24 protein-coding genes are annotated in these 24,376 nt (G+C 60.5%); 11 read left to right on the forward strand and 13 right to left on the reverse strand.

All coding sequences use genetic code 11. The features are described from left to right. Positions 1-24: 24 nt before the first annotated feature. The 5 genes from uppS to rpsB all read right to left on the reverse strand — a co-directional run bounded on the left by uppS (position 25) and on the right by rpsB (position 3,999). Complete coding sequence (uppS, locus tag AUP74_RS15635) at positions 25-780, reverse strand: polyprenyl diphosphate synthase (RefSeq protein WP_069948370.1); 756 nt, start codon at positions 778-780, stop codon at positions 25-27. Next, the gene (gene frr, locus AUP74_RS15640) at positions 780-1,337 is read right to left on the reverse strand and encodes a ribosome recycling factor (protein ID WP_069948371.1); all 558 of its coding nucleotides are present in this window, start codon (positions 1,335-1,337) and stop codon (positions 780-782) included. The genes uppS and frr overlap by 1 nt, the downstream gene beginning before the upstream one ends. Next, positions 1,334-2,071 carry a UMP kinase gene (pyrH, locus tag AUP74_RS15645; protein ID WP_069948372.1) on the reverse strand — a complete coding sequence of 246 codons (738 nt, stop codon included), beginning with the start codon at positions 2,069-2,071 and terminating at the stop codon, positions 1,334-1,336. Before pyrH ends, frr begins: the two co-directional genes overlap by 4 nt. 193 nt (positions 2,072-2,264) lie before the next feature. Beyond that, the gene (gene tsf, locus AUP74_RS15650; protein WP_069948373.1) at positions 2,265-3,128 is read right to left on the reverse strand and encodes a translation elongation factor Ts; all 864 of its coding nucleotides are present in this window, start codon (positions 3,126-3,128) and stop codon (positions 2,265-2,267) included. 121 nt (positions 3,129-3,249) lie between these two features. Continuing rightward, positions 3,250-3,999, reverse strand: a complete 750-nt coding sequence (gene rpsB / locus AUP74_RS15655) for a 30S ribosomal protein S2 (protein ID WP_069948374.1) — start codon at positions 3,997-3,999, stop codon at positions 3,250-3,252. Positions 4,000-4,315: 316 nt separating this feature from the next. Here rpsB and map point away from each other — a divergent pair, with 316 nt between their 5' ends. The 8 genes from map to AUP74_RS15695 all read left to right on the forward strand — a co-directional run bounded on the left by map (position 4,316) and on the right by AUP74_RS15695 (position 14,569). After that, positions 4,316-5,086, forward strand: coding sequence for a type I methionyl aminopeptidase (gene map, locus AUP74_RS15660; protein WP_069948375.1), 771 nt, complete (start codon positions 4,316-4,318; stop codon positions 5,084-5,086). Positions 5,087-5,197: 111 nt separating this feature from the next. Then, on the forward strand, positions 5,198-7,921 hold the full coding sequence (locus AUP74_RS15665) for a [protein-PII] uridylyltransferase (RefSeq protein WP_069948376.1): 2,724 nt from the start codon (positions 5,198-5,200) through the stop codon (positions 7,919-7,921). Between the two features lie 32 nt (positions 7,922-7,953). Continuing rightward, entirely contained in the window at positions 7,954-9,126 is a 1,173-nt protein-coding gene (gene dapC / locus AUP74_RS15670) for a succinyldiaminopimelate transaminase (protein ID WP_069948377.1), read from the forward strand. Positions 9,127-9,172: 46 nt separating this feature from the next. After that, positions 9,173-9,847: an endonuclease III gene (gene nth / locus AUP74_RS15675; RefSeq protein WP_069948957.1), complete on the forward strand. Its 675-nt coding sequence runs from the start codon at positions 9,173-9,175 to the stop codon at positions 9,845-9,847. Continuing rightward, positions 9,844-10,200: an ArsC family reductase gene (locus tag AUP74_RS15680; RefSeq protein WP_069948378.1), complete on the forward strand. Its 357-nt coding sequence runs from the start codon at positions 9,844-9,846 to the stop codon at positions 10,198-10,200. Before nth ends, AUP74_RS15680 begins: the two co-directional genes overlap by 4 nt. Next, entirely contained in the window at positions 10,200-11,231 is a 1,032-nt protein-coding gene (gene dapD / locus AUP74_RS15685) for a 2,3,4,5-tetrahydropyridine-2,6-dicarboxylate N-succinyltransferase (RefSeq protein WP_193427341.1), read from the forward strand. Before AUP74_RS15680 ends, dapD begins: the two co-directional genes overlap by 1 nt. 137 nt (positions 11,232-11,368) lie before the next feature. Then, the gene (dapE, locus tag AUP74_RS15690) at positions 11,369-12,502 is read left to right on the forward strand and encodes a succinyl-diaminopimelate desuccinylase (RefSeq protein ID WP_069948380.1); all 1,134 of its coding nucleotides are present in this window, start codon (positions 11,369-11,371) and stop codon (positions 12,500-12,502) included. 96 nt (positions 12,503-12,598) lie between these two features. Then, complete coding sequence (locus tag AUP74_RS15695; RefSeq protein ID WP_083261045.1) at positions 12,599-14,569, forward strand: alpha/beta hydrolase family protein; 1,971 nt, start codon at positions 12,599-12,601, stop codon at positions 14,567-14,569. A gap of 90 nt (positions 14,570-14,659) precedes the next feature. Here the strand turns inward: AUP74_RS15695 and AUP74_RS15700 are convergent, their stop codons facing one another. The 3 genes from AUP74_RS15700 to AUP74_RS15710 form a co-directional block, all read right to left on the reverse strand. Continuing rightward, a complete protein-coding gene (locus tag AUP74_RS15700) occupies positions 14,660-15,052 on the reverse strand; it encodes a hypothetical protein (protein WP_069948381.1) in 393 nt (130 codons plus the stop codon). A 5-nt stretch (positions 15,053-15,057) separates the two neighbouring features. Next, positions 15,058-15,609, reverse strand: a complete 552-nt coding sequence (locus AUP74_RS15705; RefSeq protein WP_069948382.1) for a flavodoxin — start codon at positions 15,607-15,609, stop codon at positions 15,058-15,060. 219 nt (positions 15,610-15,828) lie between these two features. Then, positions 15,829-16,323, reverse strand: a complete 495-nt coding sequence (locus AUP74_RS15710; protein WP_069948383.1) for a Spy/CpxP family protein refolding chaperone — start codon at positions 16,321-16,323, stop codon at positions 15,829-15,831. 176 nt (positions 16,324-16,499) lie between these two features. Between AUP74_RS15710 and AUP74_RS15715 the strand changes: the two genes are divergently transcribed. The 3 genes from AUP74_RS15715 to AUP74_RS15725 all read left to right on the forward strand — a co-directional run bounded on the left by AUP74_RS15715 (position 16,500) and on the right by AUP74_RS15725 (position 19,396). Next, positions 16,500-17,207 (forward strand): response regulator transcription factor, encoded by a 708-nt coding sequence (locus AUP74_RS15715; RefSeq protein ID WP_069948384.1) that lies wholly within the window; start codon positions 16,500-16,502, stop codon positions 17,205-17,207. Continuing rightward, positions 17,207-18,583 (forward strand): ATP-binding protein, encoded by a 1,377-nt coding sequence (locus tag AUP74_RS15720; protein WP_069948385.1) that lies wholly within the window; start codon positions 17,207-17,209, stop codon positions 18,581-18,583. The genes AUP74_RS15715 and AUP74_RS15720 overlap by 1 nt, the downstream gene beginning before the upstream one ends. Before the next feature lie 90 nt (positions 18,584-18,673). After that, positions 18,674-19,396: an SRPBCC family protein gene (locus AUP74_RS15725; protein WP_069948386.1), complete on the forward strand. Its 723-nt coding sequence runs from the start codon at positions 18,674-18,676 to the stop codon at positions 19,394-19,396. 65 nt (positions 19,397-19,461) lie between these two features. On the opposite strand, the gene rluB is transcribed toward AUP74_RS15725, so the two are convergent. The 5 genes from rluB to AUP74_RS15750 are packed head-to-tail and all read right to left on the reverse strand — an operon-like array spanning position 19,462 to position 24,374. Beyond that, entirely contained in the window at positions 19,462-20,316 is an 855-nt protein-coding gene (gene rluB / locus AUP74_RS15730; RefSeq protein ID WP_069948387.1) for a 23S rRNA pseudouridine(2605) synthase RluB, read from the reverse strand. Further along, on the reverse strand, positions 20,316-21,455 hold the full coding sequence (gene scpB, locus AUP74_RS15735; protein ID WP_069948388.1) for an SMC-Scp complex subunit ScpB: 1,140 nt from the start codon (positions 21,453-21,455) through the stop codon (positions 20,316-20,318). The genes rluB and scpB overlap by 1 nt, the downstream gene beginning before the upstream one ends. Before the next feature lie 52 nt (positions 21,456-21,507). Next, positions 21,508-22,575 (reverse strand): segregation and condensation protein A, encoded by a 1,068-nt coding sequence (locus tag AUP74_RS15740; RefSeq protein WP_069948389.1) that lies wholly within the window; start codon positions 22,573-22,575, stop codon positions 21,508-21,510. Between the two features lie 58 nt (positions 22,576-22,633). Then, the gene (locus AUP74_RS15745; protein WP_069948390.1) at positions 22,634-23,257 is read right to left on the reverse strand and encodes an L-threonylcarbamoyladenylate synthase; all 624 of its coding nucleotides are present in this window, start codon (positions 23,255-23,257) and stop codon (positions 22,634-22,636) included. Between the two features lie 43 nt (positions 23,258-23,300). Next, on the reverse strand, positions 23,301-24,374 hold the full coding sequence (locus tag AUP74_RS15750) for a PHP domain-containing protein (RefSeq protein ID WP_083261046.1): 1,074 nt from the start codon (positions 24,372-24,374) through the stop codon (positions 23,301-23,303). Positions 24,375-24,376 lie beyond the last annotated feature (2 nt).

Raw genomic sequence — 24,376 nt, forward strand, 5'->3', positions numbered from 1 at the left:
ACCCTTTTTTTGATTCTCCCGGCGTCAGGCCTGTACTGCCAGCCCGCCGTCATTGCGACCGCCAAAGCGGCGATCCCGGCGCTGGTAGGCCTCGATCGCCATATCCAGCTCGGCCGTACCGAAGTCGGGCCACAGTGTATCCGTGAAATAGAATTCACTGTAGGCCGCCTGCCATAAAATAAAATTGCTGATGCGTTGCTCGCCACTGGAACGGACGAGCAAATCCACCGGCGGCAAGTCCGCCAGAGTCATGTATGCTGCCAGCGAGTCCTCGGTGACGGAATCAGGCGAGCGGCTGCCTGCAGCCACCTCTTCCGCCATCTGGCGGGCTGCCCGAGCAATATCCCAGCGGCCACCGTAGTCGGCGGCAATCACCAACGTGCCGCGCTCACCGCCGGCCGTCACGGCCTCGGCCTCGGCAATGGCCTTTTGCAGGCGCGGGGAAAAGCGATCCCGCCTGCCGATCACCCGCAGCCTCACCCCTTCATCCCGCATCCGGCGCGCCTCGCGGCCGAGATAAGAGTGGAACAGGCTCATCAGCAGCTCCACCTCTTTCGGTGGTCGCTGCCAGTTCTCGCTGGAGAAAGCGAACAGCGTCAGCACTTCCACCCCCCGCTCCCGGCAGGCGGAGAGCAGATCGCGGATGCGCTCGACGCCGGCCTTATGGCCGGCAGAGGGGGACAGACCGCGACGAGCAGCCCAGCGACCATTGCCGTCCATAATGATGGCGATATGGCGCGGCCCCGCCGGCAGTTCTTCCCCGGTACCTCTGGAAGACATCAGATTTCCATCAGGTCTTTTTCTTTGGCCGCCAGGGCCTGGTCCACGTCGGCCACAAACTTGTCAGTGATCTTCTGGATCTCATCCGCAGCGCGACGCTCCTCGTCCTCGGAGATCTCCTTCTCCTTCACCAGGGCTTTCACTTCCGCCAGGGCATCGCGACGGATATTGCGGATAGAAACGCGCGCAGTCTCCGCTTCACCCTTGGCTTCGCGGATAAAGTTCTTGCGGGTTTCCTCGGTGAGCATCGGCATGGGAATGCGAATGACGGCACCAGCGGTGCTGGGATTGAGCCCCAGATCCGACTTCATGATCGCCTTCTCGATCTCCGGCACCAGGTTCTTTTCCCAGGGAGTCACGGAGAGAGTGCGCGCGTCCTCGACGTTGACATTGGCCAGCTGTGAAAGCGGCGTATCGCTGCCGTAGTAGGAGACGCGGATGCCATCGAGAATGCTCGGGTGCGCGCGGCCGGTACGGATCTTGTTGAAGTTGGTACCCAGCGCGTCGAGCGCTTTGCTCATGCGGGTTTTTGCATCTTTCTTGATGTCTTCGATCACTGTTTCACTTCCTCTTCAATTAGCGTGCCCTCTTCGCCGCCCACAACAATATTGAGCAGCGCGCCGGCCTTGTTCATGCGGAAGACCCGCACGGGCAGGTTGTTATCCCGGCACAGGCAGATTGCGGTTAAATCCATTACCCCGAGCTTCTTGTCCAGAACCTCGTCGAAGGTGAGGCGGTCGTAACGGGTAGCCGTGGGCTCGAGCACCGGATCGGCGGAATAGACACCGTCCACCTTGGTGGCCTTCAGGACCAGCTCGGCTTCAATCTCAATGCCGCGCAGGCAGGCGGCAGAGTCGGTGGTAAAGAAGGGATTGCCGGTGCCGGCGGCAAAAATCAGCACTTCGCCCCGCTCCAGGTAGCGAATGGCGGCGCGGCGATCGTAGTGATCGACGATACCGCTCATCTGGATCGACGACATGACCCGGGAGGAGATATTAGAGCGCTCCAGCGCGTCGCGCAGTGCCAGGGCATTCATCACGGTGGCCAGCATACCCATGTGGTCGCCGGTAACCCGGTCGAGACCAGCCGCGTGCAGGGCAGCACCGCGGAACAGGTTGCCACCGCCAACCACCAGACCCACCTGCACACCGATACCTACCAGCTGGCCGATTTCCAGGGCCATCTTGTCCAGAACTTTGGGGCTGATTCCAAAGCCCTGATCCCCCATCAGCTCCTCTCCACTGAGCTTGAGCAGGATTCGCTTGTACTTGCGGTCTTTTATTCCGGGCATTCTCGGGTCCTCTGTGGCGCAATCGGGCACTGCCGCCGAACATTACAACAATTTCGGTCATTTACACAGAGGGGTGCCCCGACAGCACCCAGTATGAGCACTGCCAGCGGCACCCCGTCCGGTCAGCCGCCGCCCGGCGGCTGAACACCGTATCCCGCCCCGACTGGGGCGGTCACGGCTAATTGCAATCGAATCAGGAAGAGCCCTTGACCTGCGCAGCCACTTCGGCAGCGAAGTCCACCTCTTCCTTCTCGATACCCTCGCCCACTTCGAAGCGCACAAAGGAAACAACATCGGCACCAGCGTCCTTGGCCAGTTTGCCAACGGTCACGTCCGGGTTCTTGACGAACGGCTGCTCAACCAGGCTGTTTTCTTTCAGGAACTTGTTGATACGGCCACCCATCATCTTCTCGACGATCTCAGCGGGCTTGCCTTCCATATCCGGCTGGGCCTTGATGATTTCCTTCTCTTTTTCCAGCACGTCGGCCGGCATGTCTTCCGGCTTGTTCACCTGCGGGTTGTTCGCAGCAACGTGCATGGCCACGTCGCGGGCAAGCTCAGCGTCGCCACCGCTCAGGGCAACCAGACAGGCGATGCGGCTGTTGGAGTGTACGTAGGAGCCAACTACCGGCGCTTCAACCACCTGAATGCGGCGCACACCGATGTTTTCACCAATCTTCTGCACCAGAGCTTCGCGAGCGGCTTCCAGCTCGCCTTCCATCAGCGCAGCAACGTCTTCCTGGCGCTCGGAGAATGCCTTCTCGACAACCTTCTCTACAAATGCCTTGAAGTTGTCATCGCGGGCAACGAAGTCGGTTTCGGAGTTGACTTCAACCAGTACACCGTAGCTGGCATCGTCGGCCACTTTAGTGGCAACCACGCCGTCAGCAGCGGTACGACCGGCTTTCTTGGCAGCCTTCAGGCCGGAGGCCTTGCGCAGGTCTTCGATCGCTCTTTCGATGTCGCCATCCGCCTCGGTCAGTGCCTTCTTGCACTCCATCATCGGCAGGCCAGTGCGCTCGCGCAGTTCTTTTACCATAGACGCGGTAATCGCCATGATTCAATCCTCGGGGTTCTGTCACTAAAAATTAGAAAAAAGGGGCCGATGCATGGGCCCCTTTCCGAGTTCGCAGCGCAAGCATTCACTGCTGCGCTGCTACGCCCTGCGATTCTCTCAATTAAGAGTCCGCAGCGGCTTCGTCGTCGCTCGCTTCGACGTACTCATCCTTCGCGGTTGCGCCGCCCGCTTCGGCGGTGCCAGCGATCACAGCGTCAGCCACAGCAGTGGTGTACAGCTTGATTGCGCGGATGGCGTCGTCGTTACCCGGGATCACGTAGTCAACGCCAGCCGGATCACTGTTGGTGTCCACTACGCCGATGACCGGGATACCCAGCTTGTTGGCTTCCTGGATCGCGATGCGCTCGTGCTCGACGTCGATCACGAACAGCGCGTCCGGCAGGCCGCCCATATCTTTGATACCACCGATGGAGCGCTCGAGCTTGTCCATGGTGCGAGTGCGCATCAGCGCCTCTTTCTTGGTCAGCTTCTCGAAAGTGCCGTCCTGGGACTGAGTCTCCAGGTCACGGAAACGCTTGATGGAAGCACGGATGGTCTTGTAGTTGGTGAGCATGCCACCCAGCCAGCGGTTGCTGACGTAGGGCTGGCCGGAGCGCTCAGCCTGTTCCTTGATGGACTTGGAAGCGGCGCGCTTCGTACCAACGAACAGGATCTTCTTCTTCTGAGCAGCCATACCTTTGATCACCTGCAGGGCTTCATTGAAAGCCGGCACAGTGTGCTCAAGGTTGACGATGTGAATCTTGTTGCGGGCACCGAAAATGTACTGATCCATTTTCGGGTTCCAGTAGCGGGTCTGGTGACCAAAGTGGACACCAGCCTGCAGCATATCGCGCATGCTGACTTGCGGCATAACTAAACCTCAATATCGCGGAAGCCGGCCGAATGGTTTTGGCGACAACTTCCCGGGTTATATCCTCCACACACCCCATGCACCAATCCCGCGAGGCGGGACACCCAGGCGCATGTGCCGGTGTGTGTGTGACGTTTTGGCATTCGCTAAGGACCAGAGCGGCCCGAAGCGGCGCGCTTTATACCACATACCGGCACGCACTGAAAGCGCCGCACGCGACCCGAACCGCCATTTAATGCCCGGCGATGCCGAATCCGCTACAATAGCGCGCCCCGCGGGCCGAGCCCGCCGCCGTGCAACCAATTCAGGGAATCCTATGACCTCAAGCATCAAGACGCCGGAACAGATCGCCAAAATGCGCACTGCTGGCCGCCTGGCCGCGGAAGTACTGGAAATGATAGGCGAGTACGTGGTCCCCGGGGTCACCACCGAGGAACTGGATCGCCGCTGTCATGACCATATAGTCAACAAGCAGCAGGCTATCCCGGCCTGCCTCGGCTACCGTGGTTTCCCCAAGTCCATCTGCACCTCCGTGAACGAGGTGGTCTGCCACGGCATCCCCGCCGAGAGCAAGGTGTTGAAAAAGGGTGACATCATCAATATCGATGTCACCGTGATCAAGGATGGCTGGTACGGCGACACCAGTAAGATGTACTTCGTGGGCGAAGCCGCCCCCCATGCCGAGCGACTGGTCCGCATCACCCAGGAGTGCCTCTACAAGGCCATCGAGATCGTGCGCCCCGGTACCACACTGGGCGACATCGGCCATATCATCCAGCAGCACGCGGAAAAGAATTACTACTCGGTCGTGCGCGACTTCTGCGGCCACGGCATCGGCGATGTCTTCCACGAGGACCCGCAGGTCCTGCACTACGGCAAACCGGGAACCGGTGAGGTATTGCAGGAAGGCATGACCTTTACCATCGAGCCCATGATCAACGCCGGCAAGGCCGGAACCCGTGTGCTCGGCGACGGCTGGACCGCGATCACCAAGGATCGCCGCCTGTCCGCCCAGTGGGAGCACACCATGGCGGTGACCAAAGATGGCGTTGAAGTCCTGACTGCGCGGAGCGAAGAAAGCTTCTGACCTCTCGCTGCCGGGGGCACCGCTTCCCCCGGCTGAGAGACCATCTAACGCTGAGTGCGACAGCAGACATCCAGCCACCGTGCCAGCCCGGTACACAGCAACGGGAAGACAATGCAGCCGGCCAACATCCCTTACTTCGAACGCCCTCTGTTCTTCTTTGACCAGGCCCGCTTCCGCCGCGCACTGAGCGAGGGCACCAAGCCCCCGCTTGAAATCTTTAAGGACGCCGTGGGTGCCGCGGACCACCAGATGGCCGAGCGCTTCCGTGAAGGTGAGGATGTGCGCACACTGGTGCACGAGCGCGCGCTGTTCGTCGACTGCCTGCTGCACTACGCCTGGCACCAGTACGACTGGCCCGAGGGCATCACCCTCCTGGCAGTTGGCGGTTACGGCCGCGGAGAGCTGCACCCCCACTCGGACATTGACCTGCTGATCCTCACCAGCGACTCCTCAGCCCCGCACACGATCGAAAACATCGAGCGCCTGGTCGCATTTCTCTGGGACCTTGGCCTGGATATCGGCCATTCGGTGCGCTCCGTCGACCACTGCATCGAGCTCGCGGCGGAAGACATTACTGTCGCCACCAACCTGATGGAATGTCGCACCGTTGTCGGTGATGAGCGCCTTTACACTGTACTGAACGAGCGTATGGCTCCAGAGAATCTGTGGCCCGCCGAAGAGTTCTTCGCGGCAAAGTCCGCCGAACAGCGCGATCGACACAGCCGCCAGCGGGACACCGAGTACAACCTGGAACCCAATATCAAGAATGCGCCCGGTGGCCTGCGGGACATCCAGACCATCGGCTGGGTGGCTAAGCGCTATTTCCGTGTCCGCACATTGAAGCAACTGCAGGGCAAGGGCTTTTTCACCGAGGAGGAGTTCGCCATCCTCCAGTCCGGAGAGGATTTTCTCTGGCGGGTCCGCTACGGCCTGCACCTGCTGGCCGGACGCGCCGAGGAGCGACTGCTGTTCGACTATCAACGAGAACTGGCAAAGCAGTTCGGCTACCAGGACAGCGGTACGCAGCTGGCCGTGGAGCAGTTCATGCACAGTTACTACCGCATCGTCATGGCGCTGCGGGAGCTGAACGATGTGCTGCTGCAGTTCCTCGATGAGGCCATCCTGCAGCGGGGTGAGCGACAGTCGGTCACGCCGATCAACGAGCGTTTTCAATTGCGGGATGACACCATTGAGGTCACCCAGACCAACGTCTTTATCGAGCAGCCCTCCGCCCTGCTGGAAATTTTCGTGCTGATGGCGGAAAACCCGGATATTGAGGGCGTGCGCGCCTCTACTATTCGCCTGATCCGCGAGCAGCGCCACCTGATCGACGACCGTTTCCGCAAAGATTCAGTAAACGCGGACCTGTTCATGCAACTGCTGCGCTCACCGCGTGGGCTGTCCACCCAGCTTACGCGCATGACTCGCTACGGTATTCTCGGACGCTACCTGCCGGAATTCGGTCGCGTCACAGGGCAGATGCAACACGACCTGTTCCACATCTATACCGTCGATGCCCACACCCTGCAGGTGGTGCGTAACATGCGCAGCTTCCGCAGCCCCGAAGCGTGGCAGAAATTCCCCATCGCCGCGGAAATCATGGCGCGCATGCGCAAGCCGGAACTGCTCTACATCGCCGGCCTCTACCACGATATCGCCAAGGGGCGCGGTGGCGACCATTCCAAACTGGGAGTGGTCGACGCCGATGCATTTGGCCGGCGCCACAACCTCTCCTCGCGCGACCGCCGCCTGGTCTGCTGGCTGGTGGAAAAACACCTGTTGATGAGTTTCGTTTCGCAGAAACAGGACATTTCAGACCCCGAGGTAGTGCACGATTTCGCCCGTGAAGTGGGAGACCGGGAGCACCTGGACTACCTCTATGCGCTGACCGTGGCCGACATCAACGCCACCAACCCCGAACTCTGGAACAGCTGGCGCGCAAGCCTGATGCGTCAGCTCTACGAAAGCACCCATCGGGCTCTGCGCCGCGGCTTGGAAAACCCTATCGACCGTGAAGAGATTATCGAGGAGACCCAGGCCCAGGCCCGCAGCCGCCTGCTCGATATGGGGCTGGACGGCGAGGCCGTCAGCGAAATCTGGGCACAGATGGGCGAGGATTATTTTGTCCGGGAGAGCGCCGACAACATCACCTGGCACACTGCAGCCATTCATCAGCTGCACTGCGCCAACGAAAAGGGCGATCCCAATGACACATTGGTGCTGACCCGAAATTCCGGCCCCGGTGAGCACGACGGCGCGACTGAAGTTTTCGTCTATACGCCCGATCGCGCCAACGTCTTCGCCGCGGTGGTCACCGGCCTCGACATGCTCAACCTGAACATCCACGACGCGCGCCTGTACAGCTCCGCATCGGGCTACACACTCGATACGTTCTATGTGCTGGACGAATCCGGACAGCCGCTGCTGGACGAACCGGGACGCCTGGAGCAGATCCGGGACACCCTGCAACAGGAGCTATCGCTAGTGGAAGATTACTCAAAAGTCATCAAGCGGCGCACACCGCGACGCCTGAAGATGTTCGAACTCGCCAGCCGCGCAACCCTGACCACCGAGCCCGGCGATCAGTACAGCACACTGGAGATCATCAGTGCGGACCGCCCCGGCCTGCTGGCACGTATCGCGCGAATATTTATCGCCCACGATCTGAGACTGCACAACGCGAAGATCTCCACCCTGGGTGAACGGGTGGAGGACGTGTTCCACATCACGGATGCCGACGGCGAGCCACTGCTGGACGAATCGGCAAATCGAGAACTGGAAGAGGCCATCTGCCGCGAGCTGGATGCCCACCAGGTCAAAGACCAGGCGCACTGAAAAATACCAAGCCGTTAAGGATCGGACGCGGGATGAATAATCGACTGGAGCTGTTGCAGCCCTACCCCTTTGCCAAGCTGGCCTCACTGAAAAAAGAAGTGACGCCTGTGGACAAGCCCCATATCGCCCTGTCGATCGGTGAGCCCAAACACACACCTCCCGCATTCGCTGCGGAGGCGCTGGCCGCAAACCTGGACAAGCTCGCCGCCTACCCCGCGACCAAGGGCATCGACGCGCTGCGCAATGCCATCGCCGAATGGCTGCGCCATCGCTTCCAGCTGGCTGACGTCTGCCCCGACACCCAGGTGTTGCCGGTCAACGGTACCCGGGAAGCGCTCTTCGCTTTTGCCCAGGCCGCCGTCTCGCCCGGTAGCAGGGTGGTCATGCCGAATCCCTTCTACCAGATCTACGAGGGCGCGGCCCTGCTGGCGGGCGCAGAGCCCCATTTCGTCAATTGCTGTGCAGATAATGGCTTCAAACCGGACTTCGACGCTGTGCCGGAGCAAGTCTGGCAGGACTGCGAGCTGCTCTACCTGTGCACCCCCGGCAACCCCACCGGTGCACTGCTCACGTCCAACGACCTGAAAAAATTACTCGCTCTTGCAGACCGTTACGATTTCAGCATCGCTTCCGACGAGTGCTATTCCGAGCTCTACTTCGACGAAACGAAGCCACCGGTGGGATTGCTGCAGGTATGCGAAGAGCTCGGCCGCAATGACTATCGGCGCTGTGCGGTATTCCACAGCCTCTCCAAGCGATCGAACCTGCCCGGGCTCCGCTCCGGCTTCGTCGCCGGCGATGCTGAAATCATGGAGAAATTTCTGCTCTACCGTACGTATCACGGCTGCGCGATGCCGCTACCCACACAGTTTGCCTCCATCGCCGCCTGGCAGGATGAGGAACACGTGCGGCATAATCGCGCGCTCTATCGCGAGAAGTTTGCCTCAGTGCTCGAAATTCTCGACGGCTGCCTGGATGTCGCCCAACCCGAGGCCGGCTTTTATCTCTGGCCCCGCGTAGGTGACGGCGAGACCTTCGCCCGCGAGCTGTTCCGGCAACAGAACATTACCGTTTTGCCAGGCAGCTTCCTCGCCCGACAGGTGGGCGGTGAAAACCCCGGCGCGGAATACGTGCGCATGGCACTGGTGGCGACCCGCGAGGAATGTGTTGAAGCGGCGCGCCGCATCCGACACTTCTGCGGGTGAGGTCGGCCACCCTCTCTCAGACAAAACAACGCAGGAAAGTATCAAGGTGGAGACGGCAGTAAGAAATCTCCTGAAGAAGGAACGGGTGGAGCTTGTCCTCAAGCGCCTGGAGGAGCTCTATCCAGAGACACCGATTCCACTCGACCACAAAGACCCCTACACACTGCTGGTGGCGGTACTGCTCTCCGCACAGTGCACCGATGAGCGGGTCAACCTGGTCACCCCGGCCCTGTGGGAGCTGGCGGACAACCCCGCCGATATGGCGAAGATCCCGGTGGATGAGATCCAGCGGGTTATCCGCCCCTGCGGGCTGTCCCCACAAAAGGCCAAAGCAATCAGCAATCTGTCCCAGATTCTTATCAACGAATATCACGGTCAGGTGCCGGAAAATATGGCCGCCCTGGAAACCCTGCCGGGCGTGGGGCACAAGACCGCCAGCGTGGTCATGGCCCAGGCATTTGGTCATCCGGCCTTCCCTGTAGATACCCATATTCACCGGCTGGCTCAGCGCTGGGGACTGACCAGCGGCAAGAATGTGGCACAGACCGAGAAGGACCTGAAGCGGCTTTTCCCGCGGGAGAAGTGGAACAAACTGCACCTGCAGATCATCTTTTACGGTCGCGAATACTGCACAGCACGGGGCTGCGACGGCACCGTCTGTGAAATTTGCACCACCTGTTACCCGGCACGCAAAAACCCGAAAAAGACGAAGAAGGCATGATTACTCTCTACGGCATCAAGAACTGTGACACCGTCAAAAAGGCCCGCAAGTGGCTGGAAAAGAACGGCGTTGAATACACCTTTCACGATTTTCGCGAAGACGGTATGGAATCCGTGCCAGTGGCAAAGTGGCTGAAAGAATCCGGCTGGGAAAACGTATTGAATCGCCGTTCCACCAGCTGGCGGGCGCTGACCGATGAACAGAAAGAAAAGATGGACAATGCGCTTGCACTGACTCTGGCCACTGAGACGCCGACACTGATCAAGCGACCTGTGACTGAGAGTGCGGGTGAAACACGCTTCGGTTTCAAAGAGAAAGAATTTTCAGAACTGTTAGAGAAGGGGACGAACTGATGAACGCGATGTACAGCCTCGGATTTGGAGTGGGCACCTGCAACCGGAAGGGCGAGTGGCTCGAAGTCTACTACCCCAAACCCATGCTGAATCCCCCGGCGGCAGTCGCCGAAGCGGTTATTGAAGTACTGAAAGCTGGCGACAGCAACGAGGTAATCGCCCTCGATCCGGCGCAGCTCGCCCCACTCGCCGAACGGTTGGATGCCACCGGTGCCACTGAGCAGGCGGAGATCCTGCGCCAGTTTGCCCAGACACAGCGTCCGCTCGTGGCCACCCTGCTATTTACCGACGAAGCGCCACAGTCAGTGCCAGACGCCTACCTGAAGCTGCACCTGCTTTCGCACCGCCTGGTCAAACCCCATGAAACCAAGCTCGACGGCATCTTCGGCAAACTCGTCAATGTTGCGTGGACCAACCAGGGCGCAATCGACCTGGCAGAGCTGCCGGAGCGCCAGCTGGAAGCGCGCCTCAAGGGCGAAGTGCTCGACGTCGCCTGCGTGGACAAATTCCCCAAGATGACCAACTACGTAGTACCGGCGGGCGTGCGTATCGCCCACACCGCTCGCGTGCGCCTCGGCGCCTACCTCGGCGAGGGCACCACCATCATGCACGAGGGCTTCGTCAACTTTAACGCCGGCACCGAGGGCCCGGGCATGATCGAAGGCCGCATTTCTGCCGGCGTTTTCGTTGGTGCCGGCTCCGACCTGGGCGGCAGCAGCTCCACCATGGGCACCCTGTCCGGCGGTGGCAACATTGTGATCTCTGTCGGCGCCAACTGCCTGCTCGGTGCCAACGCCGGCATCGGTATTCCGCTCGGCGATCGCTGCACCGTAGAGGCTGGCCTGTACATCACGGCCGGTACCAAAGTGGCACTGCTGGACGACAGCGGCAATCTGGTGGAGCACATTAAGGCCCGCGACCTGGCAGGAAAATCCGACCTGCTGTTCCGCCGCAACTCCACCAACGGTGCGGTCGAGTGCCTGACCAACAAATCGGCAATCGAGCTGAATGAAGCGCTGCACAGCAACTGATCGTTACTGTGCGCGTGGCCAAGGATGGCCAGCCGGGCCCGAGAATGGATTCGTGTAAATTGCGCCCAAACGTTTGCAGCCCAACCCCCAGTGGCCTGCACGCAGCCAACAGTCAATGTAAAAAGGAATTGCGCTCTGTGACCCCAACCATTCGTCTCGCCAGCGACCTTATTCGCCGCCGTTCAGTCACCCCGGAAGATGCCGGCTGCATGGAGCTGATGTTAGAGCGTCTGGAAAAAATCGGCTTCCAGACCACCCGGTTGCGCCGAGGTGATACCGACAATTTCTGGTCCGTGCGCGAGGGCAAGGGTGAGGGCCCGCTGTTTGCCTTTGCCGGCCACACCGATGTGGTGCCCACCGGACCCGAGGAAAACTGGCAGCACCCGCCGTTTGAACCGGTGATCGAGGAAGGCTATCTGTTCGGCCGCGGCGCAGCCGATATGAAAGGCTCGCTCGCCGCCATGGTGGTGGCCTGTGAAGAGTTCGTCGCAAGCCATCCCGATCACAGTGGTCGCATCGCATTCTTGATCACCAGCGATGAAGAGGGCCCGGCTAACAACGGCACCGTCAAGGTGGTGGAATGGCTGGAAGCGCAAGGGGAGAAAATCGACTGCTGCCTGGTGGGAGAACCCTCCAGCACCGAGCGCGTGGGCGACGTGATCAAAAACGGCCGTCGTGGTTCACTCGGCCTGGAACTCACCGTCTTTGGTGTGCAGGGACATGTAGCCTACCCGCACCTGGCGGAGAATCCCATTCACCGGCTGGCCCCGGCACTGGCGGAGCTGGCCAGCGAAAAGTGGGATCAGGGCAACGACTTCTTCCCCGCAACCAGCTTCCAGGTCTCCAATATCAATGGTGGCACCGGCGCCACCAACGTGATCCCCGGCGAGGTGCAGGTGGTCTGCAACTGGCGTTTCTCCACCGAGACCACCGCCGAACAACTGGAACAGCGGGCGCGGGCGATCCTGGACAAATACGGGCTCAGCTACGAAGCCAACTTCAACCTCTCCGGCCAGCCCTTCCTCACTGCTGAGGGCCCCCTGGTGGAGGCCGCCCAGTCCGCGATTCGCCAGGTGACCGGCAACGAAACGGAGCTTTCCACTGCCGGCGGCACTTCAGACGGCCGCTTTATCGCCCCGACGGGAGCACAGGTAGTTGAGCTGGGGCCGGTTAACGCCACAATTCACAAAGTAGATGAGTGTGTTCGCGCGGCGGACCTCGACCTTTTAAAGGATATGTATCGACATATCCTCATGTGTATTCTCATGTAATCAAAAAATGTGACACAGTTCCGGAGCAGGCCTTTAGGGGCCTGCTGGCCGTCGGCATAATCAAAGGCGAACCCTTTTCTGCACAAGGAACTCGTCGTGCGCCGACCTGCATCTCTGCTCTCTGCCCTGATTATCATATTCTTGCTATTGCCTTCCCTGAGTCCGGCGGCAACCATTCCCCTTAACGACCTCATCCGCCACACCGAGATTCAACAGTTAAAAATCTCTCCAGATGGAAAACATATTGCCCTTCGCAAGCTTCACGAGGGCGAGCACGTACTGGTCTTCATGTCTCTGTCGCCACTGAAAATTACCGGCGGTCTCCGGGGGCGCGGCAAGGAAGAAGTCGGTGAATTTTACTGGGCAAATAACGAGCGTATAGTCGCAGAGCTTCTGTCCCGCCGAGCGGCTCTGGAGCAACCCGTCAACTACGGCTCCCTGTATGCGATCAATGTCGATGGATCACGCGGCAAACTCATTTTTGGCTGGCGCGCAGGTGAAATGCAGACCGGCTCAAAGATCAAAAAAGCAGAGAGCACTCGTGCCCACGCCACAATCATTGACCCGCTGATCGATAATGGCGAAGAAATTCTCATCTCCACGAGCCCCTGGGCCCGCGACTTCGAAAGCCACGGGAGTGTCTACCGGGTAAATATCTATTCCGGCGTACGGGACCGGGTAATCAACTTGCCCCAGATCGGGGGCCGCGCCTATACCGATGGAAATGGCAACCTGATTTTCGCCAACGGAACGGACAAAGAGAGAAATTACGAGCTATTCCGCAAAGCGGAAAATGGCTGGAATCCTATTGAAGACGAGCAGCTCTCCCAGAGCGTCCCTATCGGATTTGACCAGAAGGCCAATGCCGCTTACCTGGTTCGCGACCGAAAGGGGGCAACTGAACAGCTCATCAGAATGGATATGGATTCCGGGCATGTCACTCCCATTTTCCGGCACGAAGACGTAGATATCACCGGGATTATTACTCACCCAGTATCCGGGCAACCCATCGGAGTTAGAGTCGACCCCGACTACCCCGAGGCTTACTTCTTCGATGAGGGGGACGGGTTTGCAGCTTTTTACCGCGGGCTACTCAAGGCATTTGAGGGGCATCGAATCAGTTTCACCAGTGTCACCAAGGATGGCAGCAAGGCCGTACTTCGAGTTTCCGGTGACAGGCTGCCCGGTGACTATTTCCTGCTGGACTTGAAAACAAAACGGGCCGACTTTCTCCTGCCTTCGGCCGATTGGCTGGAGCCAGACAAGCTCAACCCCATGGAAGCGGCTTCTTTTACCTCCAAGGATGGGCTCAAGGTCGGTGTTTACCTGACATTTCCCAGGGGACAGCGGGAAAATTTGCCGATGGTGGTGGTCCCTCACGGCGGTCCGCGTGCGCGGGACTACTGGCAATATGATCGCCAGGCGCAAATCCTCTCGCAAAATGGCTATCTGGTACTCCAGGTGAATTTCCGTGGCTCCACGGGTTACGGGGATCACTTCCTGAAAGCTGGCACACGAGAATGGGGAAGTAAAATCCAGCGCGACATTGCCGAAGCAGCACAGTGGACAATCGACAAAGGCTATGCCGACCCTGAGCGTTTGTGCATCTTTGGTGCGAGTTTCGGCGGATATTCCGCCCTTATGAATCCAATTCGCTATCCCGACCTTTATCAGTGTGCAGCAGGGTATGTAGGTGTTTACGATCTGGAAATGCTTTATGAGCGAGGGGATATCCGTCGGCGGGATCGGGGAGTTTCCTATCTGGAGGAGGTCGTCAGCCGAGACGAAACTTTTTTGCAGGAGAATTCCCCGCTACACAACGTGGACAAGTTGAAGCTGCCGATCTTCGTTGTCCACGGGGCACAGGACGAGCGCGCACCTGTCGAGCACGCTGAAGCACTGATCGAACAACTGGACGCAGCAGATAAACCCTACCAGAGCCTGATACTGCCAAATGAGGGCCATGGCTTTTATGCCGAGGACAGCAATCTACAGCTTTACGGGCAATTGCTAGAATTTCTCGATCAGCACATTGGCGTCGGCTCAACAGAGCGCGCGAAGAAGTAAAAAAAGCGCGATGAACGCAGCAACACTTGAGTAGATAAGCGCAGCTCTCCCGCTCAAGACCGGCTGTATCTGCGACAGAGAGCCTGCCTGTTAGTGCAGGCGCCCCCGGGGGCTACCCGGACTACTACTGCGCGGATGTTCGGGCTTTTTGTCGCTCTCCTCCAACCCATGGGTGAGAACAAAGTAGTAGGCCACCTGTGTCTGGCCCTGCCACTCCACCAGCAGATCGAAGTTGTACTCGCCCTTTTCCCCGGGGCTCACCTGCACAGTGGAGATGTGCTCGGGCTCAATGAAAAGCTCGGCGACCGGACGCTTACCGCGCATGACCTGGACCAGCAGGGTGCGCTGATCCTCCTCGGCGAAGCGCCAGTGGTAGTCGTCATCGTCGTAGATAACGGCATCCGCACTGCCAGCGCGCAGGATGCAGTTCGGATGCTCGGCCAGCCAGGACCAGAATTCCTTGAAGGTCAGGGAGGGTTTCATTGTGGTCAATCGTCCAGCTCCGCAACGCTGTCGGCGCCGCCCTCAAGACCGAACTCCTCGGCAACCTGGCGACACCAGCGGTTCAGGCGGTCACTGGTCAGCTCCTCCTGCTGATCCTCGTCAATACCGAGTCCGACGAACTTGCCCTCGCCTTCAATTTCCGCCTTGGAGGCCTCGAATTCGTAGCCTTCGGTGGACCAGAGGCCAACAATTCTGGCGCCACGCTCGACGATGACATCGTGCAACATGCCCATGGCGTCGAGGAAATAGTCGCCGTAGCCAAACTGGTCGCCGAGCCCGAACAGCGCCACAGTCTTGCCGCTGAAGTCGATCTCCTGCACATCCTCCCAGAATTCCTCCCAGTCAGACTGAATCTGGCCGAAATCCCAGGTGGGGATGCCGAAAATCAGCTGCTGGTAGTTCTCGATCTCAAGTTGGGTGACGTCGGCGATATCGTGCAGATCGACGCGATCTTCCCCCATCCGGGCGACGATACGCTGGGCCACTGTCTCGGTATTGCCCTCATCACTGCCAAAAAACAAGCCGATTTTGCTCACAATTACTCCTCAGTCCGCTCTGCCGACCACCGGCGGCGCGGTATTTTCCCAGCTAAGGCGGACATCGGCAAGGCAGGACACGGTCCGGAGCCGCCATGAGTCACATGATTTGGCGCTTTCACCGGATAGAAAAAGGCCCCGCATGGCGGGGCGCTCAGGGAGACCTCCGGGAATCCGGGGCAGGGATAGCCGGAGTGGGGTCTGGGAGTGGTAGACGGGTTACTGGGTATCAGCGCCCCCCTTGTGCTGCTTGTGCCGTTCGCGCCAGCGGGCTTTGCGCTCGGACTTCATTTCCTCGAGCTTGGCTTTCTGCTCATCGGTGAGAATGGACTCCAGCTCCTCATAACGGCGATGTCTATCCTGCATCTGGCTGACCTGAAGCTGCCCCAGCTCTGCACCCAGTTGATCCAACGTGGCCTGGTCGGCACCGGAGTCAATGGCCTCGCTAATCTGCTTGCGGAGCTCGCGCATCTTCTCGCGTTGCGCCATGCGCTCTTCCTGATTGGCATCACGGTTGGCCTTGAGTTGGGCTTTCTGCCCCTCAGTCAGTTCCAGCCTTTCCGCCATGTGCTCTAGCATCCGCTCGTGGTGCCCTTCTTTCCAGCCCTCGCCCTGCCCTTTATGGTGGTCGGCCAGACTCAATGCTGGAGTCGCGAGCAGGGTTGCAAGCAGGGCGCTGCTGGCCAGCGTCTTCCATCCGGTTGATTTCATCATGGGCTCCTCGTCTGCAAATATTGCCGGTGTTCGTCAGAAGCATATTAGAGTGACGGCCGACGAAGTGGGGATAAGAGCGGTTAACAACTGTTAAGAACGGTAAAAAGCGCATTTTGGCGTCGAAAGACCCGACATTTCATTGCATATAATGAGCCCATAACAGACTGGAGCCACACATGAGCCGCATTCTTCTCGTCGACGATGACCTGGAACTTACCGATCTGCTGCGGGAATTCCTTACCGCAGAGGGCTTCGATGTCACCGTGGCCAACGATGGCGCGAGCGGCCTCGAACTTGCTCAGCGCGAGACCTTTGATGCCCTGGTCCTGGACGTCATGCTGCCGGTTCACTCCGGTTTTGATGTGCTGCGCAAGTTGCGCGAGGAGGCCGGGCCCTCCCGCTCCCTGCCCGTGCTGATGCTCACCGCCAAAGGCGATACGGTCGACCGGATTGTCGGCCTGGAGATGGGGGCCGACGATTACCTGCCCAAGCCCTGCAATCCTCGTGAGCTGGCTGCAAGACTACGCGCGGTGCTGCGCAGGGGACGTATCGAAGCCGAAGACACCGGCGGCACATCGCTCAGCAGCGGGCCCTTGAAACTGGTCCCCGATGAACACCAGGGTTACTGGAGTGAGCAACCACTCTCCCTCACTGGCGCAGAGTTCTCCGTGCTACGGGTTCTGCTGGAACAAGTGGGAGAAGTCGTCAGCAAGGAAGTCCTCACAGAGCAGGCGCTCGGCCGCAGGCTGATGCCCTACGACCGCTCCATCGACGTGCACGTCAGCAATATCCGCAAGAAACTGTCCGAGCAGGGAGCCAGCCGGGACCTCATCATCAATATTCGCGGCGCCGGCTACAAGTTAACCAAGAGCGGCCAAGCCTGATGCGCTCCCTGTTCTGGAAAATGTTCTTCGGTGCCTGGATCACCGCCGTGGTCATGGTGGTGGCCACGGTCTACGTCACCCAGGTCCGCGAGGTGGGCGACCCGCGCCTGGAGGACCGCTGGGAATCCGCCGCCCTCTTCCGCCAGCTCTCCCGCAATCTGCGCATGACCCGCCGCCACGGACCAGAGAGCTTCCGTTTCTGGCTGGAGCGGCAGCCTCCCGAAGCGCGCGACCGGATTTACGCCATCGACCGCAGCGGTGCCGAAATCCTCGGTCGCGCCATCCCCCGCGATATGGCGCCGCTGTTCCAGGTATTGAGCTTCCGCAACCGCGAGGATCACGGGCTGGTCAATAACAAGCCCACAGTGGCTTTTTTTATGCCCCAGCGGGATGGTGACAGCCTGCGGGTAGCCTTTATTGCCGGCAGCAGCAAGGAGGAACTGCTGCTCCGCTTTATCCTGCGCAACTTCTGGCCGATGCTGCTGTTGTCGGCGCTCGCGTCCGGTATTGCCTGCTACTGGCTTGCGCGCTACTTGAGCCGGCCCCTGGACAAGTTGCGGGCGGCGACCCGGCGGGTTGCCGCCGGGGAGCTGGATTACCGTGTTAGCCCCGCACTGGCCAGACGCGGGGACGAACTGTCCGAGCTGGCAGAGGATTTCGATTCCATGACCGCCCAGCTGCAGTCTTCCATGGCGGAGCAGCGCCGCCTGATCAAGGATGTGTCCCACGAATTACGTTCTCCCCTGGCCCGCCTGCAGGTCGCTCTGGGGATCGCCCGACAGAAAAGCGACGGCAGGCTGGACGGCGAGCTGGACCGGATCGGTAAGGCGGCCGACTATCTGGAAGACATCATTGCGGACGTGCTGTCGCTGCCGGTGGCCGGCGCCGACCAGCGGCCGCTGGACGACGTGGTGGAAGTTGGGGCACTACTCAACGCCCTCACTGAAGACCTGGGCCCTGAAGCGCGGGCGAAAAACCTGCAGGTGCGGCCACAACTGGCAGAAGAAGAATTGCTGGTAGCCACGCGGGGCAGTTCCCTGACCGCCGCGCTGGAAAACATTTTGCGCAATGCGATCAAATACAGCCCGGCTGGCAGCTCGGTCACCGTGATCGCCGGCAGCGACGGGCAGCTCTGCAAAATACAGGTGATCGACTCCGGCAGCGGGGTCGAAGAGAGTGAGCTGCAGGCAATTTTCCGGCCTTTCTACCGCACCGACAGCGCCCGGACCCGTGACAGTGGCGGCGTGGGCCTGGGCCTCGCCATCGCTCAACGCACCATCAGTCATCACGGTGGCGAAATATCAGCACGCAACGTTGCCGAAGGCGGACTGTGTGTGGAGATTTCGCTACCACTGCTGTCACTGGGCGAGCACTGAGCCTCGCCGCCGTTGCACATCCCAACGCGATCAAAGATCATTGCAACAAGGCTGCGGTCTGAGCCAAAACTTCAATAAAAGGGCTCCGTTATGCGCTGGATTCTCTACATCCTGATATTTATCGCTCTGCTCATACTGGCGGGATTCCTGCTGCCGCGGGAAATCATTGTCGAACGCAGCGTTTACATCACCAAGCCCCCCGAGTCGGTCTTCAGCTACGTTAACAACCTGCGCAACTTCAACAGCTGGTCCCCCTGGTACCAGCTGGACCCGACGACGGAGTACGAGTACAGCGGACCGGAATCCGGCATCGGGGCAACCATGAGCTGGCAGAGCGAAAACCCGAGCGTTGGCACCGGCTCTCAGACCATCGTCACCAGCCAGCCCAATTCACTGGTGCGTATGGACCTGAACTTCGCCGCACAGGGTCAGGCGACTTCAGAAATCCGCTTGCAGCCCCAGGGCAGCGGCACCAATGTTACCTGGTGGTTCAGCACAGACCTGGGTGGCAGCCCCATTGCCCGCTGGTTCGGCCTGATGGTCAAGCGGATGATCGGCCAGTCTTACGAACAGGGTCTGCAAAAGCTGAAGAATCTGGTGGAGTCCGAGGCGTCAACTTCCACTGCGGAGATGGAGGAAAGCTCCCAGGAGGACAACGGCTCAGATACCGAGTTGCCACTGGAAGGTTCAGAAGGTGCGGACGACATGGAGACCGATCCCGGTGACGTGGATCCGGGTATACAGGGAGAAGTGCTTGACGGTGAGGTGCTAGAGGAAGAAGCCGAAGAGCCGGTCGAGGAGGAGACAATCTGATCCTCCCACATTACCGGTCAGGCCGGATGCTTCCGCCTGACCGTTTCCGGCTCCGCCGCTGAGGCTCAGCCTTTTGGTGGCTTGCGACGGGCCGGAGGCTTTCGCAACTTGCGCCGTTGGCGCTGCAGGTTCTGACGCTCGGCCTGTGTCAGAGGGCGCTGACCCAGTTTGGGCATGCCGGCGGTAACGCAGAGATCGTCGATCTCCTTGGGCTCCATTTCAATCCACTGGCCCACGCGAACGTTGGAGGGAATGAACACACTGCCGTAACGCACCCGCTTCAGGCGGCTGACACGAACGCCCTGGGATTCCCACAGGCGACGTACCTCCCGATTGCGCCCCTCCATCACCACGCAGTAGAACCAGCGGTTGTGGCCCTCTCCGCCGCTCTCGACGATGTCGGTAAAACGTGCGACGCCATCCTCCAGCAGCACGCCCTCGAGCAGGTGCTTTTTCATCTCGTCGGTAACCTGCCCCTGAATGCGCACCAGGTATTCGCGATCGATCACCGAAGAGGGGTGCATCAGCCTGTTTGCCAGCTCACCGCTGTTCGTAAATAGCAACAGGCCGCTGGTGTTGAAGTCCAGGCGGCCGACGGAAATCCAGCGGCCGGACGGCAGCTTTGGCAACCGATCGTAGACAGTCGGGCGACCCTCAGGATCATGCCTGGAACAGATCTCTCCGACGGGCTTGTTGTACACAATGACCCGGCAGCGGTTTTCCTCTGCGGCAGGCAGGCGGCGGCCATCTAACTCGATATGATCCTCGCCGGTTACCCGCTCACCGAGCTCCGCGACCTGGCCGTTGACCGTCACCCGGCCGGCCTCGATGGCGCGCTCCATTTCACGCCGGGAGCCCACTCCCGTACGCGCCAGTACCTTCTGCAGTTTTTCCCCTTTCGGGGCAGTCTCTTCACTCATCAGGTTGCTGGTTCCAATTCTTTCCGCTGCTGCTCGGTTTCTTCATCGGCGGCTTCACTCTGCTCTGTCAGCTCGGGGGCGTCTTCAGTCTCTTCGACTGGCATTACTTCCTCATCAGAGAAAAGGCTTTCACTGATACTCCCGGATTCAGACACGGACTCCGCCTCAGGGCTTTCGGTCTCGTCAGGGTCAGCGGACTCGGTTCCCGCACCGGTGGCTTCCGCAGCGCTCTCCACCTCGAGGGATTCCCCGGCCGGCAAATCCGCTTCATCCGCGAGCGGCATATCACCGCCCATCGGTTCCAGTGCTTCGGGCTCAGCTACGACGGGCTCGACAGAGAGATCTGCTTCAGCCTCGGTATCGGCAACATTCGCTGTTTCGTCGAGTTCGGCGCTGCCCCCGATCTCGATGCTTTCGCCACTAGCCTGCCCGACAACCTCGTCAGCAGCTTCACTGACAGCCTCTTCAGCGGCTTCTCCGGTGATTTCTTCGGCGCTGTCATCGACACTCTGTTCCGCTTCCCCCTCGCTCTCGTCACTGCTCTCAGGACTGCCTGCGTCGACGCCACCTGGCTGCTGATCCAATTCCAGCGCCTGGTTGAGGCTGTCGATATCGCGGATCTCCGCCAGGGTCGGCAGATCATCCAGGGTGCGGAGGTTAAAGTAGTCGAGGAATTCCTTGGTGGTCGCGTAAAGAGAGGGCCGGCCCGGTACATCCCGCTGCCCCACCACCTTGATCCAGCCGCGCTCGGACAGGGTTTTGACGATGTGCGAACTCACCGCCACCCCGCGAATTTCCTCGATATCGCCACGCGTGATCGGCTGCCGGTAGGCAATAATCGCCAGGGTCTCCAGCGTTGCGCGGGAATACTTCTGCGGCTTCTCTTCCCACAGGCGGTTGACCCAGGGCGCCAGGTCCTCGGGCACCTGAAAACGCCAGCCGCTGGCCACCTCACGCAGCTCAAAACCGCGCTCGGCACAGCTCTCGGCGATCTGCTGCAGGGCCTCGCGCAGGGCGGCCTTGTCCGGGCGTTCGCCCTCGTCGATCAGGGACAGCAAGCGGTCCTCCGACAGGGGCTGGCCCGATGCCAGCAGGGCGCCCTCAACGATGCGGCGCAGTAATTCCGGGGCAATAGTCATTGCTTCACTCTGATTCACGGTTGGCCACACATACACGTGACCGAAATTGTCTTTACTCTACGACGGTATCCTGGGGAGCAGCAGCTGAACCCTGCGGCTCGATGGCATCGTCAACCGGCTCCAGCAGTTCTTCCTGCGGGTCCTCCGCAGCGCTGAAATCCTCGCTATCACCGATTTCCTCCCCGCCTTCGACCTCCTGGCCGCCAGCACGCACGTGAATGGGGCCGAAAGGCTCATTCTGGATCAGCTCGATCAGGGATTCCTTGACCAGTTCCATCACCGCGAGGAAGGTCACCACTACCCCGAGGCGCCCCTCTTCCTCCTTGAATAGGCTGACGAACGGCACAAACTGGCGGTGGCGGATACGGTCCAGCACCTGGGTCATACGCTCTCGGGTGGAGAGTTTCTCGCGCGACACCTGGTGGCTCTCGAACATGTCGGCACGGCGCAGCACTTGTGACAGCGCCACCAGCACTTCCTGCAGGGAAACCTCGGGGTCCGGACGGGTGATGTTGCGGTCCGGGGCCTCGGCGCTAGCCTGGTGGATATCGCGCCCCATCCGGGGAACCTCGTCGATATCTTCGGCCGCGGTCTTGAAGCGCTCGTATTCCTGCAGGCGACGGATAAGCGCCGCGCGGGGATCCTCGCCGTCCTCTTCCTCGGATTCGGGTGGCCGCGGCAGCAGCATGCGGGACTTGATCTCCGCCAGCATGGCGGCCATGACCAGGTATTCCGCCGCGAGCTCGAAACGCATCGCCGTCATCATCTCCACATAGCCCATGTACTGACGAGTGATGTCGGCGACATTGATCTGGAGAATATCGAGATTCTGGCGGCGGATCAGGTACAGCAGCAGGTCCAGGGGCCCCTCAAAGGCCTCCAGGATTACTTCCAGAGCATCGGGTGGGATGTACAGGTCAGCGGGCAGCTCGGTAAACGCCTCGCCCTGCACCATGGCAAAGGGCATTTCGCCCTGACGGGGCCCATCGGCAGCAGCTGCGCCGGATTCCGGTTCCGCAACATCGTCCCCAGCTTCGCCACCGGCAGCCCGCTCGGCGGCCTCGGCCACGTCTGCGAGAATCTGCTGCTCTGCCTCGGCTAGTAACTCTTCACTGGACACGCTGCCCTACCCTCGAAATACAAACGCGCGATTATACACCGCTACCTCGACAGCGTCCTCAGCTGATGATCTCGTCGATCGGCCCACAGCCCTGTCGAATCAGCTCCGGCTCGTCCCCGGTCAGATCCACCACGGTCGTGGCCTCCAACCCACAGAAGCCCCCGTCGACAATCAGCTCCACCTGGTGTTCCAGCAGGTCACGAATCTCGTAGGGATCCGTCAGTGGTTGTGACTCGCCGGGCATGATCAGACTGCAGCTCATCAGGGGCTCGCCCAGCTCCTCGATCAGGGCCTGCACGATGGCGTTATCCGGAACGCGGAGCCCGATGGTCTTGCGCTTGGGGTGCACAAGCCGGCGCGGTACTTCGGCGGTGGCCGGCATGATAAAGGTATAGGGACCAGGGCTGTGGGCCTTGAGCAGGCGGAACATCTGATTGTCCACCTTGGCATAGCTGGCCAGCTCCGAGAGGTCGCGACACATCAGGGTGAAATTGTGTTGTTTGTCCAGCTGGCGCAGGGCGCGGATGCGCTCCAGCGCCAGCTTTTCCCCCACCCGGCAGCCAATGGCATAGGCAGAGTCCGTGGGAAAGACGATGACGCCCCCGGATGCGACGATATCTGCGGCTTGCCGGACCAGACGCGCCTGTGGGTTGTCCGGATGAATCTGGAAGAACTGCGCCAAAGTGACCCCCTGAGAATTCCCTCAGCCAGAGCCCGGACCGGCTTCAGTCGGGCGTTGCGGCCGTTTCGTTGGCGCTAGTTTGCCACAGATTCCAGACCGGCTCGACGTCCGCTGGCAACTGGACGCAACCCAGCTCCCGCCAGGGCTGGTCCGGCTGGTGAAAGTCGCTGCCCACAGAGCTGAGCAGGGCCCCCGGCACCCCTGCCTCGGCGGAAGCCTCCGCCATAAGCCGCACCACTTCCCGCGTCTGCACCGGATTCTGCCGCCCACAGAGGAGCTCCACCCCGTCGCCGCCGGCGGCACGAAACGCAGTCATCAGGCGGAGCAGTCGGGTTCGGGTCATTCCGTACTTGAGCGGGTGGGCCAGCACGGCATAGCCGCCGGCACCGTGAATCTCCGCCACCGTCTCTTCCAGTTGCGGCCACTCGACGGTCACATCACCACATTTGCCAGCCCCGAGGTAACGCTTGAATGCTCTGGCTGCATCCTCCACATGGCCGGCCTCGACTAGCCAGCGGGCAAAGTGGGGCCGCCCGAGTACCCCGTCGCCCGCCAGCCGCCGGGCGCCCTCCAGGGCACCGGCAAAGCCCCGCTTCTCAAGGCGTTCGGCAATGCGCTCGGCGCGCTCGGCCCTCAACAGATCCCGCTGCTGGATGGCTTGCTGCAAACGGGATGACTCGGGGTTCACGTCCAGCCCCACCAGATGAACGAGCTGCTTGCCCCAGCGACTGGAGAACTCGATACCGGGCACCAGGGAGATACCCTGCTCAGCCGCGGCCGCCCGGGCCTCGGGGATTCCGGCCACGGTATCGTGATCGGTCAGGGACAATAGGGTCACGCCGCGGGATTTCGCCCTCGACACCAGCTGTGCAGGACTTAAAATACCGTCCGACGCCGTGCTGTGGCAGTGCAGGTCGACCAGACCTGTTAATGCAGTCGGCGGCAGGGCTTTCACATCGGCCTCCCTTTTCTCAGCGGCGGATCGGACATCCGCGTTGAACCAACGGGCAAAAAAGCTGTCATAGCTGCGCCCGCAACCGTCGGCGGCATTGGCCACCGACACCGGCACCAGCAGGCAGGAAAAGCCCGGCTGCTGTCGCGCCTCGACCGCGGGCATTA

Origin of the sequence: Microbulbifer aggregans (genome assembly GCF_001750105.1) — a bacterium.
Taxonomy (GTDB): Bacteria; Pseudomonadota; Gammaproteobacteria; order Pseudomonadales; family Cellvibrionaceae; genus Microbulbifer; species Microbulbifer aggregans.

Bases quoted from the DNA above. Each gene is read 5' to 3' on its own strand.
- tsf (WP_069948373.1), bottom strand. From the start codon at position 3,128: ATGGCGATTACCGCGTCTATGGTAAAAGAACTGCGCGAGCGCACTGGC.
- dapD (WP_193427341.1), top strand. From the start codon at position 10,200: ATGAACGCGATGTACAGCCTCGGATTTGGAGTGGGCACCTGCAACCGG.
- AUP74_RS15710 (WP_069948383.1), bottom strand. From the start codon at position 16,323: ATGATGAAATCAACCGGATGGAAGACGCTGGCCAGCAGCGCCCTGCTT.
- pyrH (WP_069948372.1), bottom strand. From the start codon at position 2,071: ATGCCCGGAATAAAAGACCGCAAGTACAAGCGAATCCTGCTCAAGCTC.
- map (WP_069948375.1), top strand. From the start codon at position 4,316: ATGACCTCAAGCATCAAGACGCCGGAACAGATCGCCAAAATGCGCACT.
- AUP74_RS15725 (WP_069948386.1), top strand. From the start codon at position 18,674: ATGCGCTGGATTCTCTACATCCTGATATTTATCGCTCTGCTCATACTG.
- AUP74_RS15715 (WP_069948384.1), top strand. From the start codon at position 16,500: ATGAGCCGCATTCTTCTCGTCGACGATGACCTGGAACTTACCGATCTG.
- dapC (WP_069948377.1), top strand. From the start codon at position 7,954: ATGAATAATCGACTGGAGCTGTTGCAGCCCTACCCCTTTGCCAAGCTG.
- AUP74_RS15665 (WP_069948376.1), top strand. From the start codon at position 5,198: ATGCAGCCGGCCAACATCCCTTACTTCGAACGCCCTCTGTTCTTCTTT.
- scpB (WP_069948388.1), bottom strand. From the start codon at position 21,455: ATGACTATTGCCCCGGAATTACTGCGCCGCATCGTTGAGGGCGCCCTG.
- uppS (WP_069948370.1), bottom strand. From the start codon at position 780: ATGTCTTCCAGAGGTACCGGGGAAGAACTGCCGGCGGGGCCGCGCCAT.
- AUP74_RS15720 (WP_069948385.1), top strand. From the start codon at position 17,207: ATGCGCTCCCTGTTCTGGAAAATGTTCTTCGGTGCCTGGATCACCGCC.
- AUP74_RS15750 (WP_083261046.1), bottom strand. From the start codon at position 24,374: ATGCCCGCGGTCGAGGCGCGACAGCAGCCGGGCTTTTCCTGCCTGCTG.
- AUP74_RS15680 (WP_069948378.1), top strand. From the start codon at position 9,844: ATGATTACTCTCTACGGCATCAAGAACTGTGACACCGTCAAAAAGGCC.
- rluB (WP_069948387.1), bottom strand. From the start codon at position 20,316: ATGAGTGAAGAGACTGCCCCGAAAGGGGAAAAACTGCAGAAGGTACTG.
- AUP74_RS15700 (WP_069948381.1), bottom strand. From the start codon at position 15,052: ATGAAACCCTCCCTGACCTTCAAGGAATTCTGGTCCTGGCTGGCCGAG.
- rpsB (WP_069948374.1), bottom strand. From the start codon at position 3,999: ATGCCGCAAGTCAGCATGCGCGATATGCTGCAGGCTGGTGTCCACTTT.